This window comes from Pseudomonas sp. LH1G9 (assembly GCF_002949975.1).
Classification (GTDB): domain Bacteria; phylum Pseudomonadota; class Gammaproteobacteria; order Pseudomonadales; family Pseudomonadaceae; genus Aquipseudomonas; species Aquipseudomonas veronii.
In genome coordinates, this window is record NZ_CP026880.1 from 1,231,694 (window position 1) to 1,243,742 (window position 12,049).

10 protein-coding genes are annotated in these 12,049 nt (G+C 60.6%); all 10 read right to left on the minus strand.

The genetic code is table 11. From position 1 onward, the window contains the following. Positions 1-7: 7 nt before the first annotated feature. Entirely contained in the window at positions 8-421 is a 414-nt protein-coding gene (locus C5F70_RS05815; protein ID WP_003219575.1) for an NADH-quinone oxidoreductase subunit A, read from the minus strand. Between the two features lie 659 nt (positions 422-1,080). Then, a complete protein-coding gene (aceA, locus tag C5F70_RS05820) occupies positions 1,081-2,406 on the minus strand; it encodes an isocitrate lyase (RefSeq protein ID WP_024076175.1) in 1,326 nt (441 codons plus the stop codon). 492 nt (positions 2,407-2,898) lie between these two features. After that, positions 2,899-3,636: a secretin N-terminal domain-containing protein gene (locus tag C5F70_RS05825; RefSeq protein WP_017848056.1), complete on the minus strand. Its 738-nt coding sequence runs from the start codon at positions 3,634-3,636 to the stop codon at positions 2,899-2,901. Positions 3,637-3,998: 362 nt separating this feature from the next. Continuing rightward, positions 3,999-4,421 carry a GNAT family N-acetyltransferase gene (locus C5F70_RS05830; RefSeq protein WP_017848055.1) on the minus strand — a complete coding sequence of 141 codons (423 nt, stop codon included), beginning with the start codon at positions 4,419-4,421 and terminating at the stop codon, positions 3,999-4,001. Then, complete coding sequence (locus tag C5F70_RS05835) at positions 4,414-5,583, minus strand: cupin domain-containing protein (protein ID WP_104902880.1); 1,170 nt, start codon at positions 5,581-5,583, stop codon at positions 4,414-4,416. Before C5F70_RS05835 ends, C5F70_RS05830 begins: the two co-directional genes overlap by 8 nt. 84 nt (positions 5,584-5,667) lie before the next feature. Then, positions 5,668-7,038, minus strand: coding sequence for an adenylosuccinate lyase (gene purB, locus C5F70_RS05840; RefSeq protein ID WP_046382910.1), 1,371 nt, complete (start codon positions 7,036-7,038; stop codon positions 5,668-5,670). Positions 7,039-7,163: 125 nt separating this feature from the next. Continuing rightward, the gene (hflD, locus tag C5F70_RS05845; RefSeq protein WP_017848052.1) at positions 7,164-7,787 is read right to left on the minus strand and encodes a high frequency lysogenization protein HflD; all 624 of its coding nucleotides are present in this window, start codon (positions 7,785-7,787) and stop codon (positions 7,164-7,166) included. Then, positions 7,784-8,908, minus strand: a complete 1,125-nt coding sequence (mnmA, locus tag C5F70_RS05850) for a tRNA 2-thiouridine(34) synthase MnmA (protein WP_079444191.1) — start codon at positions 8,906-8,908, stop codon at positions 7,784-7,786. The genes hflD and mnmA overlap by 4 nt, the downstream gene beginning before the upstream one ends. A gap of 59 nt (positions 8,909-8,967) precedes the next feature. Next, positions 8,968-9,414: an NUDIX hydrolase gene (locus tag C5F70_RS05855; RefSeq protein WP_104902881.1), complete on the minus strand. Its 447-nt coding sequence runs from the start codon at positions 9,412-9,414 to the stop codon at positions 8,968-8,970. A gap of 215 nt (positions 9,415-9,629) precedes the next feature. Continuing rightward, positions 9,630-11,855, minus strand: coding sequence for an NADP-dependent isocitrate dehydrogenase (locus tag C5F70_RS05860; RefSeq protein ID WP_017848049.1), 2,226 nt, complete (start codon positions 11,853-11,855; stop codon positions 9,630-9,632). Positions 11,856-12,049: the final 194 nt, after the last annotated feature.

Genomic DNA, 12,049 nt, shown 5'->3' on the forward strand with positions numbered 1-12,049 from the left:
CAAAGCCTCATTGTTTCAGCTTCGCTTGCCGCTTGCGACGAGCTTCCGGAGCCCAATCAAGGGCGCCCACTCGAAATAGGTAGACAAGGCCTGCCAACAGAATTGCTATGAAAACGAGGGCTTCGACGAATCCGGTCCAGCCGCTTTCGCGGACAGACACAGACCAGGCAAAGAGAAAGAGGGCTTCGATATCGAAGATCACGAAGAGCATCGCGACCAGATAGAATTTGGCTGAGAGCCGCAAGCGGGCGCCACCTGTGGGCAGCATGCCGGACTCGAACGGTTCGTTTTTGCTGCGGCCCCAGGCTTTTGACCCGAGTAGGCTGGAGACGCCGAGCATGAAGGCACAGAGGCCGACAACACCGAGGAGGAAAATGGCAAAGCCCCAGTTGTGGGCCATGAGTCCTGTCGCTTCGGTCATGCTGGTAATCCTTAGCAGAGAGCAAAGGTCTCTGAGCTCGAAAAAGTAACAATGCAGTGACGATATGTCGCAGCGCAATCAATCGCGGTGATTTTATGGCTAAACACCGGGCAAGTAAAATTCATATAGCGAAATTATTCGGTGGAATAAGCACATAGTACGCCTCCGTAGGGCTGCAGCCCTTGAGTTACGGGCATTAGCGGGCTTTTTATCAAATATGTTTTGTTTAACCTGTAACGACGCTTTCATGGTCCAAATGATAATGAATGTTATTTGGGTGGGCGTTAAGCGGGTGGTTGCGGTGTGGTGCAGGAAGTTGTCGTTACTTGCTTGATTACCGCTAGTTGCCGGAGCGCATCTTTTAACTGATTTATCTGAACCAAATACCGCTTTGGATCAATGTTTCACACAAATTCTTCTGGTTGGCCCATTCCTTGATGTGGGAGGGGGCTTGCCCCCGATGGCGGTGGATCAGCAGCAGAGGTATTGACTGGCACACCGTAATCGGGGGCAAGCCCCCTCCCACATTTTTGAGCTTTGTGGTGTCAGGTGGGGATTTTCTTCGGGCAAAAAAACGCCCCGAACCAGTCGGGGCGTCAGGTCGTGCGGCATTGCGGTTAGCTGTTTACCGGGGCCGCAATGGCCGTTTGCTCAGTCACTCAGTGGAACTGTTCTTCTTCGGTCGAACCGGTCAGCGCGGTCACGGACGAGGTGCCGCCCTGGATCACGGTGGTCATGTCGTCGAAGTAGCCGGTGCCCACTTCCTGCTGGTGAGCCACGAAGGTGTAACCCTTGGCGGCGTCAGCGAATTCCTGCTCCTGCAGTTTCACGTAGGCGGTCATGTCGTTGCGGGCGTAGTCGTGCGCCAGGTTGAACATGCTGTGCCACATGTTGTGAATGCCGGCCAGGGTGATGAACTGGTGCTTGTAGCCCATGGCGGACAGTTCGCGCTGGAACTTGGCGATGGTCGCGTCGTCCAGGTTTTTCTTCCAGTTGAAGGAAGGTGAGCAGTTGTAGGACAGCAGTTGGTCCGGGTATTCCTTTTTGATCGCTTCGGCGAAGCGACGGGCTTCTGCCAGGTCCGGCTTGGCGGTTTCGCACCAGATCAGGTCGGCGTAAGGCGCATAGGCCAGGCCGCGAGCGATGGCCTGGTCGAGACCGGCGCGCACTTTGTAGAAGCCTTCCTGGGTACGTTCGCCAGTGACGAACGGTTGGTCATACGGGTCGCAGTCCGAAGTCAGCAAGTCGGCAGCGTTGGCGTCGGTACGGGCCAGGATGATGGTCGGTGTGCCGGCAACGTCAGCCGCCAGACGGGCAGCGGTCAGCTTCTGTACAGCTTCCTGGGTCGGTACCAGTACCTTGCCGCCCATGTGGCCGCATTTCTTCACCGAGGCCAGTTGGTCTTCGAAGTGAACGCCGGCGGCGCCTGCTTCGATCATGCTCTTCATCAGCTCGTAGGCGTTCAGCACGCCGCCGAAACCGGCTTCGGCGTCAGCCACGATCGGCGCGAAGTAGTCGATGTAGCCTTCGTCGCCTGGGCCTTTACCGGCTTTCCACTGGATCTGGTCGGCGCGACGGAACGAGTTGTTGATGCGCTTGACCACGGTCGGTACGGAGTCCACCGGGTACAGCGATTGGTCGGGGTACATGGATTCAGCGGAGTTGTTGTCCGCTGCCACTTGCCAGCCGGACAGGTAGATCGCCTGGATACCGGCTTTTACCTGTTGGACTGCCTGGCCACCGGTCAGGGCGCCCATGCAGTTGACGAAATCTTTGTCGGGACGGAAGGATGGCTTGGCGCCCTGGGTGACCAGGTTCCACAGCTTCTCGGCGCCGAGTTTTGCAAAAGTGTGCTCAGGTTGAACCGAGCCACGCAGGCGGACGACGTCAGCAGCGGAATAAGCGCGGGTCACGCCTTTCCAGCGTGGGTTTTCAGCCCAGTCTTTTTCAAGGGCTGCAATTTGCTGTTCGCGTGTCAGTGCCATGGAGATAAACCTCGTCGCATAGGTCTGGGTGGAAAATTCCGTTTGCCAGCCACGTATACAGTGCGTGGGCTTGGCTGCTCGCTGACCAGAAGCACAGGTGTTCAAGTCAAGTCTGGCGGGGAAGCGACGGGATGAACGAATGACGAGGGGGGAGTGGGGCAGGTAGGGGCAAACTGCGAACGGTCTTCGGGCGTCGTGGGCCTTGGGGCGATTCATCAGTGTGTAGCCGGGTTACCTGGTTAGCTTCCGTCCCTCGGGACAACTTCGTTCCAGTCGCAACCTCGTCAAACACACCTTGTGGGCGGTACAGACACGAATCGGCTCAGTTGGGTAGCTTAGAGCGACGATCCGAAGGCCCTTGCCAGGGCCTCTGATTAGCGGGAGCGAGGCCATCATGCCCATGCTTTTTTGGATCGTCAAATGTTTTGTAGTGCTTTTTTTCAGGCACTACATCTTTAGTCTTATACGACTCATCAGTCAGTTATCGGTGCTTCAGTTCAAGGTGTCGACTTTAACCCGTAAAGTCAGGTCGTCGCGGCCCTGGGTAGCGTAAGTGCGGGTCGTAGAGGATTTGTCGGCCTGGGTTTCGCGATTGATGCCGGCCAGCGGAATCCACTCGCCCAGGCGGCCGCTGACGGTTGTGTCGGTGCTTTGCACGTTCACTACATCGGGACGCTCCTGGCTCATGCGGTCACGGTTGGTACTGATCGCCAGGTGTACGGTGTCGCCGGTCACGCTGGCGGTCACGTAGAAACCCTGGGTGACGTTGCGGTATTGGGTCTGGTTCTGCGGGCGGCCGTAGGCATCGGGCTGGGTGGTGGTCAGTGGCACGCTCTGGCCTACCTGGATCAGTGCGGGCACGCCTTCACTGGCCTGGATCTGCTGGATGCCGCCGTCGCGGCTGGCGGTGCCGTAGCTGATGATGCGGGTCTGGCTGTCGCCGCTGCTTTGCTGGTTGTTTTCGTTGGTGTCGACGGTGATCAGCAGGCGCTTGGCCGGTATGTCCAGTTGCGAGAGCAGGGTGCGCAGGTCCTGGATCCTGACGGGGTCGGCATTGACGATCAGTTGATTGCCGTAGGCGCTGACGGTGCCGTCCTTACCGAGGAAGTTCTGCGCCACGGGCAGCAGGTCGGCGCTGGTACGGTGGCTCAAATTGACGACTTCGGTGTCGGCCGCCGCTGTGAAGCTGGCGGTCAGGAGGAGGGCGGTGAGCAGGGTGCGTAGGGACATGTCCGTTATCTCTGCGAGTCATAAGGCTTGATAGTGCCAGTTTGTCGGCCTGGCGGGTCGCAAGTTGAATCGTAGACGGCAAAACACCCTGGCATCGGTGGATGGCAGGGTGTTTTGGGGTGCTGCTGGTAATGCTATCGGGGGCAAGCCCCTCCCACACTTGACGGCATTCCAAGGGACGCTCTCGGTCAAAATGTGGGAGGGGCAAGCCCCCTCCCACACTTGACGGCATTTCAAGGGACGCTCTCGGTCAAAATGTGGGAGGGGCAAGCCCCCCCCCACACTTGACGGCATTCCAAGGGACGCCCTCGGTCAAAATGTGGGAGGGGGCTTGCCCCCGATAGCAGCGACGCGGTCCCGGATCAGCCCTCGCGCACCATATCGACGTGCGGAATCCCGACTTCAAGGAATTCCTCGCTGACGATCTTGAAGCCCAGTCGCTCATAGAACGGCGCGGCATAGACCTGCGCACTGAGGAACTGTTTGTTCTGGCCGCGCTTCTCGGCTTCGCCAATCACGGCTTCCATCAGCTTGTCGCCGACTTTAAGCCCGCGCCAATCCTTGAGGACCGACACGCGGCCGATCTCGCCGCTGGGCAGCAGGCGCGCGGTACCAATCGGAAAGTCGCCCTCGAACGCGAGGAAATGCACGGCGTCCGCGTCGTCTGCGTCCCATTCCAGTTCGGGTGGGACCGATTGTTCGGCGATAAATACCGCTTCACGAATGCGCCGAATCTCGGCGATATCCTTATGCCAGTTCGCGACATTGACGTGAATCTTATTCATCGGCAAACCCCAGGCTTCCCTGCTTGACCAGCTCGCACAGCAGGTCGCGGGCATCGTCGTCCGCCAGCCATTCGCTCAGGTTGTCGATGTGCAGAGCGTCGGCTGCGCAGATCATTTTCAGTAGTTCGCGCAGCTTGCCCGGCAGGTAACGGCTCTGACCGCTGGCGAACAGCAGCAGGTCGTCGTCGACTTCGGACCAAGCCATGCGCGCGCTTGGGTTGCGGATCAATACGCCGCCATCTTCCAGGCTGCCGACCACGTCTTCTTCCAGCAGCTCTTCCGGGCCGGCGACCAGTTCCGGGTAGCGCGGCTCGGTCATGAACTGGCCGAACCAGGTCAGCAGCATGCGCTCGTCGCTCATGTGCTCGGCCAGCAGGCTCTTGAGGCGGTCGAGGGCATCGCTCTGGATTTGGTGTGGGTCGCTGGTCGGCTGGATGTCGGCGTCGGTGTAACGCTCTTCGTCGGTCAGGTACTGGCTGAGGAAGTCGGTGAAGTGGGTCAGCACTTCGGCGGCGCTTGGCGCGCGGAAGCCGACCGAGTAGGTCATGCAGTCATCTTCGGCGATGCCATAGTGGGCCAGGCGTGGCGGCAGGTAGAGCATGTCGCCTGGTTCCAGCACCCATTCGGCGATCTCTTCGAATTCGGCGAGGATGCGCAGGTCGGCGTGTTGCAGCATCGGGCTGTCAGAGCTGCACATCTGGCCGATCTTCCAGTTGCGCTTGCCATGGGCTTGCAGCAGGAACACGTCGTAGTTATCGAAGTGCGGACCTACGCTGCCACCGGGCGCGGCGAAGCTGATCATCACGTCGTCGATACGCCAACTGGGCAGGAAGCGGAACTGTTCGAGCAGTTCGGCGACTTCCGGCACGAACTGGTCGACCGCCTGCACCAGCAGGGTCCACTCGCGCTCGGGCAGGGTGCTGAAGGTGTCTTCGGCGAACGGGCCGCGGCGCAGTTCCCACGGACGCTCGCCGTGTTCGATCACCAGGCGCGACTCGACTTCTTCTTCCAGGGCCAGGCCGGCCAGTTCATCGGCGTCGATCGGGCTTTCGAAATCAGGAATGGCCTGACGGATCAGCAGCGGTTTTTTCTGCCAGTAGTCGCGCAGGAATTCCCGTGCCGTGATGCCGCCCAGAAGTTGAAGAGGGATATCAGGATTCATGTGTAACCTATTGAAAAAAAGCACTTTTCAGACTGGAATAAAAACGCCCGGCGCGGCCGGGCGTCTCAAAGGGGCTTGCGATGATCAGATGCGTTTGGCTTGGGCCACGGCGTTGCCGATGTAGTTGGCCGGGGTGAGCAGTTTCAGCTCGGCCTTGGCAGCGGCGGGCATGTCCAGGCCGTCGATGAAAGTTTGCAGTGCTTCAGGGCTGATGCCTTTGCCGCGCGTCAACTCTTTGAGCTTCTCATACGGGTTTTCGATGTTGTAGCGGCGCATCACGGTCTGGATCGGTTCGGCCAGAACTTCCCAGCATGCATCCAGGTCAGCGGCGATTTTCTGCTCGTTGAGTTCCAGCTTGCTGATGCCTTTGAGGCTGGCTTCGTAGGCGATCACGCTGTGGGCAAAGCCCACGCCGAGGTTGCGCAGTACGGTGGAGTCGGTCAGGTCGCGCTGCCAGCGGGAGATCGGCAACTTGCTGGCCAGGTGCTGGAACAGGGCGTTGGCGATGCCGAGGTTGCCTTCGGAGTTTTCGAAGTCGATCGGGTTGACCTTGTGCGGCATGGTCGACGAACCGATTTCGCCGGCAATGGTGCGCTGCTTGAAGTAGCCCAGGGAGATGTAGCCCCAGACGTCACGGTCGAAGTCGATCAGGATGGTGTTGAAGCGCGCAATCGCGTCGAACAGCTCGGCGATGTAGTCGTGCGGTTCGATCTGCGTGGTGTACGGGTTGAAGCCCAGGCCCAGTTCGTCTTCGATGAAGGCGCGGGCGTTGGCTTCCCAGTCGATCTCCGGGTAGGCCGACAGGTGGGCGTTGTAGTTGCCCACGGCGCCGTTGATCTTGCCCAGCAGCGGGACGGCCGCCACTTGAGCGATCTGGCGCTCCAGGCGATACACCACGTTGGCCAGTTCTTTGCCCAGGGTGGTCGGCGAGGCCGGTTGACCGTGGGTGCGCGACAGCATCGGCACAGCGGCGAAGCGGATCGCCAGTTCGCGGATGGCTTCGGCGGTCTGGCGCATCAGCGGCAGCATCACCTCATCACGGCCTTCGCGCAGCATCAGGGCGTGGGACAGGTTGTTGATGTCCTCGCTGGTGCAGGCGAAGTGGATGAATTCGCTGACGTTGGCCAGTTCCGGCAGCTTGGCCGCTTGCTCTTTGAGCAGGTATTCGATGGCTTTGACGTCGTGGTTGGTGGTGCGCTCGATCTCTTTGACACGCTCGGCGTGCTCCAGAGAGAAGTTTTCCGCCAGGGTGTTCAATACCGCGTTGGCTTCGGCGGAGAACGCCGGCACTTCACTGATGGCAGGGTGAGCGGCCAGGCGCTGGAGCCAGCGCACTTCAACCAGTACGCGGGCACGGATCAGGCCGTATTCACTGAAAATCGGGCGCAGGGCCTGGGTCTTGCCGGCGTAGCGGCCGTCAACAGGGGAAACCGCAGTGAGCGAAGAGAGCTGCATGGGGTGTTCTCGGACAGTCGGGCAACGAAATGGGGCGCGTATCATACATGAAAAAATCCGCCGGTCCGTTGCCAACTGACCGGCGTATTACGCGTAACGGCTTGAAAATAGCCCGTGGCTGCGACTTATTCGTTGCGCATCAACGGGTAAAGCTCTTTGAGCAATTTGCGACGGCTGATGACCAACTGCCAACGATGACCGCCCAACTGGCGCCACAACCGCGCCGAGCGGATACCGGCCAGAAGCAGGGCGCGGATCTTCGAGGCGTTGTTCGGTTGTTGCAGGTTGCGCATGTCGCCATGCACCTGGATGCGCTGGCGCAATGTGCTCAAGGTGTCCTGGTACAGCGCGCCGCAGGCGGCGATGACGTTTTCGTGGGCCGGGCCGAAGTGTTCAACCTGGGACTGGATCTGCGGCAGGCGCTTGCCGATGGTCTCCAGCAGGTCGTCACGCTTGGCCAGTTGGCGCTCAAGGCCGAGCATCGACAGGGCGTAGCGCAGCGGTTCGCGCTGCAAGGTGCTCGGGTCGCGTTCCAGTGCGCCGACCAGTGCGCGGTAGCCTTCACGCAGCGCCAGGTCGTCACCGCCATAGACTTCCAGGGTGTCCTTGGGGTCGCGAACCAGCAGACTGCCGAGCATGCAGGTCAGGCCGGCCTCGGTAACCTGGCCGGTCTTGGCGATCTTGTCCACCAGCACTGCGGCGAGGAAGACCCCGCCGAGTGCCGTCAGTTGCTCCTGGATCGGGCTCATGCCGGGTTGCTCCAGGGTTCGGCGACTTCAATCACGCCGCCCCCCAGGCACACCTCGCCATCGTAGAACACCACGGACTGGCCAGGCGTGACCGCGCGCTGCGGGTCATCGAAGGTGGCGCGGTAACCGTCGGCGGTTTTTTCCAGGGTGCAGGGCTGGTCGCTCTGGCGATAGCGCACCTTGGCGGTCAGGCGGCGCGGCGCGCTCAGGTCCACCGGGTTGACCCAGTAGATATCCGAAGCGAGCAGTGCGCGGGAGAACAACCATGGGTGGTCATTGCCCTGGCCCACGATCAGTTCGTTGTGCTCCAGGTCCTTGACCAGCACGTACCATGGCTCGTCGCCGGCGTCTTTCAAACCGCCGATGCCCAGGCCCTGGCGCTGGCCGATGGTGTGGTACATCAGGCCGTGATGGCGGCCGATGACCTCGCCTTCGGTGGTTTTGATCTCCCCCGGTTGCGCTGGCAGGTATTGCTTGAGGAAGTCGCTGAAGCGGCGCTCGCCGATAAAGCAGATCCCGGTGGAATCCTTCTTCTTGGCGGTGGCCAGGTCGTGCTGCTCGGCGATCCGGCGCACTTCGGGCTTTTCCAGTTCGCCGACCGGGAACAGGGTCTTGGCGATCTGTTCGCCGCCAACGGCGTGCAGGAAGTAGCTCTGGTCCTTGTTGGGGTCCAGGCCCTTGAGCAGTTCGGTGCGCCCGTCGATGTCACGACGGCGCACGTAGTGGCCGGTGGCAATCAGGTCGGCGCCGAGCATCATGGCGTAGTCGAGGAACGCCTTGAACTTGATCTCGCGGTTGCACAGGATGTCCGGGTTCGGCGTGCGGCCGGCCTTGTATTCGGCCAGGAAGTGCTCGAACACGTTGTCCCAGTACTCGGCGGCGAAGTTGGCGGTGTGCAGCTTGATGCCGATCTTGTCGCACACGGCCTGGGCATCCGCCAGGTCGTCCATGGCGGTGCAATATTCCGTTCCATCGTCTTCTTCCCAGTTCTTCATGAACAGGCCTTCCACCTCATAACCCTGCTCCATGAGCAGAACGGCGGAAACGGAAGAATCCACGCCGCCGGACATGCCGACGATGACGCGCTTCTTTTGTGTGTCAGAAGGGGCTGGATCACGCATAGGGTTTCAACGGGTGTCTTGAAAAAGGACGCGATTCTAACAGGCCCAAGCCTTCAAGGCTAAAGAGAAGGTCGGATCAATTCGAGACTGTGACGAAAGCCGGCCAGATAATCATCGATACACCGGATGATCAGCTCACTGCGCCAGGCGTCGCGCAGGCCCATCAGCTCGTCACGGCTCAGCCAGCGGGCGCGCACGATGCCGTCGTCAAGTTGATAGTCCGGGCGGTGTTTCAGCGCCTTGGCGGTGAAGCAGACCCGCTGGTAGGTCACGCCGTTGCTCGGCGCGGTGTACAGGTAGATGCCGACGATGCCGGTGGCTTCGACGTCCCAGCCGGTTTCTTCGAGGGTTTCACGCACGGCGGCTTCGGTCAGGGTTTCGTGCGGGTCGAGGTGGCCGGCGGGCTGGTTGAGCACGGCGCGGCCGCCCTTGAGTTCTTCGACCATCAGGAAGCGGCCGTTGTCTTCGATGATGGTGGCGACGGTGATGTGGGGTTGCCAGGTCATTGGATGCCTCTCGATTCTGAGTGCGGTGCGGTCTTCAGGCAGGATTGCAGTCGGTGTGGGAGGGGGCTTGCTCCCGATGGCGGTGGGGCAGTCGACTTATTGGTAGCTGACTCACTGCCATCGGGAGCAAGCTCCCTCCCACATTTGAATCCGGTTTATTCGCTGGAAACACAAACCCCGGCACGGGGCCGGGGTTTGTTTGCATCCTTACAACCTTACTTCAGCTTGGCAATTGCCGCGTTGAGGGTGTTGCTCGGGCGCATGACTTTGCTGGTCAGCTCCGGGTTCGGCGCGTAGTAGCCGCCGATGTCCACTGGCTTGCCCTGTACGGCGTTGAGCTCGGCAACGATGGTTGCCTCGTTCGCGGCGAGGGTCTTGGCCAGTTCGCCGAATTGCGCTTGCAGCGCGGTGTCTTCGGTCTGTGCGGCCAGGGCTTGGGCCCAGTACAGCGCCAGGTAGAAGTGGCTGCCGCGGTTGTCGATGTTGCCGACTTTGCGCGATGGCGACTTGTTGTTGTCGAGGAACTGGCCGGTGGCCTGGTCCAGGGTCTTGGACAGCACCAGGGCTTTCGGGTTGTTGTAAGTCACGCCCAAATGCTCAAGCGATGCGGCCAGGGCCAGGAACTCGCCCAGGGAATCCCAACGCAGGAAGTTTTCTTCCAGCAGTTGCTGCACGTGCTTGGGTGCCGAACCGCCAGCGCCGGTTTCGAACAGACCGCCACCGTTCATCAGCGGCACGATCGACAGCATCTTGGCGCTGGTGCCCAGTTCCATGATCGGGAACAGGTCGGTCAGGTAGTCGCGCAGTACGTTACCGGTCACCGAGATGGTGTCCAGGCCCTTGCGGGTGCGCTCCAGGGTGAACTTCATCGCGTCGACCGGCGACATGATGCGGATGTCCAGGCCGTCGGTGTTGTGGTCTTTCAGGTAGGTCTGGACTTTCTCGATCACCGCACCGTCGTGGGCGCGCTGTGGGTCCAGCCAGAAGATGGCCGGGGTGTTGCTGGCGCGGGCGCGGTTGACGGCGAGTTTGACCCAGTCCTGGATCGGCGCGTCTTTGGCCTGGCACATGCGGAAGATGTCGCCGGCTTCGACGGCCTGTTCCATCAGCAGGTTGCCCTTGCTGTCGGTAACGCGGACGACGCCGTCAGCCTTGACCTGGAAGGTCTTGTCGTGAGAGCCGTACTCTTCGGCTTTCTGTGCCATCAGGCCAACGTTCGGCACGCTGCCCATGGTGGTCGGATCGAACGCGCCATTGGCCTTGCAGTCTTCGATGACGGCTTGGTAGATGGTGGCGTAGCAGCGATCCGGGATCACGGCCTTGGTGTCGTGCAGCTGGCCGTCGGTGCCCCACATTTTGCCGGAGTCACGGATCATGGCCGGCATCGAGGCGTCGACGATCACGTCGCTCGGCACGTGCAGGTTGGTGATGCCTTTGTCGGAGTTGACCATCGCCAGGGAAGGGCGAGCGGCGTAGACCGCCTGGATATCGGCTTCGATCTGCGCTTGCTGCTCGGCCGGCAGGGCCTTGATGCGAGCGTACAGGTCGCCGATGCCGTTGTTAAGGTTGAAGCCGATCTGCTCCAGCACGGCGGCGTGCTTGGTCAGGGCGTCTTTATAGAACTCGGCAACGATCTGGCCGAACATGATCGGGTCGGAGACCTTCATCATGGTGGCTTTCAGGTGAACCGACAGCAGTACGCCTTGTTTCTTGGCGTCTTCGATTTCAGCGGCGATGAAGCTGCGCAGGGCGTTCTTGCTCAGCACGGAGCTGTCGATGATTTCGCCAGCTTGTACGGAAGTCTTTTCCTTCAGTACGGTCGCGGTGCCGTCTTTAGCGATCAGTTCGATTTTGACCGCGTCGGCTGCCTCGATCTGTACGGCTTTTTCGCTGCCGTAGAAGTCGCCGTGGCTCATGTAAGCGACGTGGGACTTGGAGTCGGCAGCCCAGGCGCCCATCTTGTGCGGGTGCTTGCGTGCGTAGTTCTTGACCGACAGCGGTGCGCGGCGGTCGGAGTTGCCTTCGCGCAGTACCGGGTTCACGGCGCTGCCCTTGATCTTGTCGTAACGAGCGCGGGTTTCTTTTTCCGCGTCGGTGGTTACGGTTTCCGGGTAGTCCGGCAGGGCGTAGCCCTTGGCTTGCAGTTCTTTGATCGCCGCCTGCAGTTGAGGCGTCGAGGCGCTGATGTTAGGCAGCTTGATGATGTTGGCTTCAGGCGTAACGGCCAGGGCGCCCAGTTCGGCGAGGTGGTCCGGGACGGCTTTGGTGCCCAGTTGCTCGGGGAAGCTTGCGAGGATGCGCCCGGCGAGGGAGATGTCGCGGGTTTCCACGGCAATATCAGCGGAAGCGGTGAAGGCCTCTACGATAGGCAGCAGTGAATAGGTGGCGAGGGCTGGTGCTTCGTCGGTGAAGGTGTAGATGATCTTCGAGCGGGTGGGCATATTCGGATTAACTCTCTTCTTTGCTGAAAGCGTGCGCAGAAACTCGAGATGCGCCGGGTAGAGCGCGTTCGTTCAAAGTCATCCATGAGCGAAAGGTCGAGGTTTCTTCGCGGTGATGTTGGGTTGCATCAGTCGAGCGTCAAGCGGGTGGACTATTGTTTAGTCCGGCTTTTCTGGCGCTGGGCGCTGCTTTC

What these genes read in the sequence shown, in the direction of transcription:
- aceA (WP_024076175.1), bottom strand. Translation starts at nt 2,406, where the DNA reads ATGGCACTGACACGCGAACAGCAAATTGCAGCCCTTGAAAAAGACTGG.
- C5F70_RS05825 (WP_017848056.1), bottom strand. Translation starts at nt 3,636, where the DNA reads ATGTCCCTACGCACCCTGCTCACCGCCCTCCTCCTGACCGCCAGCTTC.
- C5F70_RS05830 (WP_017848055.1), bottom strand. Translation starts at nt 4,421, where the DNA reads ATGAATAAGATTCACGTCAATGTCGCGAACTGGCATAAGGATATCGCC.
- purB (WP_046382910.1), bottom strand. Translation starts at nt 7,038, where the DNA reads ATGCAGCTCTCTTCGCTCACTGCGGTTTCCCCTGTTGACGGCCGCTAC.
- hflD (WP_017848052.1), bottom strand. Translation starts at nt 7,787, where the DNA reads ATGAGCCCGATCCAGGAGCAACTGACGGCACTCGGCGGGGTCTTCCTC.
- C5F70_RS05815 (WP_003219575.1), bottom strand. Translation starts at nt 421, where the DNA reads ATGACCGAAGCGACAGGACTCATGGCCCACAACTGGGGCTTTGCCATT.
- C5F70_RS05835 (WP_104902880.1), bottom strand. Translation starts at nt 5,583, where the DNA reads ATGAATCCTGATATCCCTCTTCAACTTCTGGGCGGCATCACGGCACGG.
- C5F70_RS05860 (WP_017848049.1), bottom strand. Translation starts at nt 11,855, where the DNA reads ATGCCCACCCGCTCGAAGATCATCTACACCTTCACCGACGAAGCACCA.
- mnmA (WP_079444191.1), bottom strand. Translation starts at nt 8,908, where the DNA reads ATGCGTGATCCAGCCCCTTCTGACACACAAAAGAAGCGCGTCATCGTC.
- C5F70_RS05855 (WP_104902881.1), bottom strand. Translation starts at nt 9,414, where the DNA reads ATGACCTGGCAACCCCACATCACCGTCGCCACCATCATCGAAGACAAC.